Source organism: Haloarcula sediminis, assembly GCF_035656455.1.
GTDB classification, from domain to species: Archaea; Halobacteriota; Halobacteria; order Halobacteriales; family Haloarculaceae; genus Haloarcula; species Haloarcula sediminis.
The window spans coordinates 1-996 of sequence record NZ_JAYMGA010000025.1; the positions used below are offsets into that span (position 1 = coordinate 1).

1 protein-coding gene is annotated in these 996 nt (G+C 58.4%); it reads left to right on the forward strand.

Features of this window, described 5'->3' with window-relative positions:
• Positions 1-84 precede the first annotated feature (84 nt).
• Entirely contained in the window at positions 85-969 is an 885-nt protein-coding gene (locus VJ162_RS18425) for an IS1595 family transposase (protein WP_324666287.1), read from the forward strand.
• The last annotated feature ends 27 nt before the right edge of the window (positions 970-996 follow it).

Sequence of the window (996 nt, forward strand, 5' to 3'; positions counted from 1 at the left end):
CGCTCTTGCGAAGTAGATTGTTGATAGCGAGAGCGGCGGCTGAAAGTCGAAGAGGGCAAGGGCACCGCGTCAGCGGTGCCCGATATGTTCCCAATACGCCGGTTCGTGTCGGAATCGGCTGCAGCGGACCTGCTCCAACAGGTTCGCTGGCGTGATGGCGTTGAGTGCCCCCGCTGCCGTTCTGACCTGACGGTCAGAAACGGCAGCTACCGGGTGTATCAACGGTATTTGTGTAAGAATTGCGGTCGAACGTTCAACGACAAGACCGGCACGATCTTCGCTCACTCGAAGCTCTCGCTGAAAGAGTGGTACTTCACGATCTACGTGTTCTTACGGTTTAACACGAGCATTCAACAGATTGAGGCAGAACTTGATCTTTCGTACAGAACGGTGAGACGGCGCGTCGAGCGCTTCGCTAGAGCGCTGGACGCGCCTTCGATCACGCTGTCTGGCCCGGTCGAAATTGACGAAGTGTACGTCTCTGCTGGCCTCAAAGGCCGCGAGCGCGACCAAGAGTCGCGCTCGCGTGGCCTGTCCACGCGCGGCCGAGGATCGTACGACGGCGACAAACCGCCGGTGTTTACGCTGGCCGATCGTGGTTCGGGCGACCGGTACGTCGTGCCAGCGAAATCCGCTGATGAATCGACGATTCGACTCCTGCTTGCGGACCACGACGAGGAGTCGCTGACCGTCTATACGGACGGATTTCGGGCCTACGATCCGCTCGACGAGGACGACGCTTTCACCCGCAAATACGTCGTCCACGGCGATGGAGAATACGCTGACGGCGACATCCATGTCAACACCTGCGAGAGCCACGCGTCGCTGACGCGACGGTGGCTCTCGCCCCACCGAGGAGTGTCAAAAGACAAGCTAACGCCGTATCTCAAAGCCTTTCAGCTCCGCCGCGAACTCTACAGAAAACCAGGTGACGAAGCACTCAAATATGCTCTCGACGCCGTCCTCTAAAAATCAACAACGTGCTTCACAAGAGCG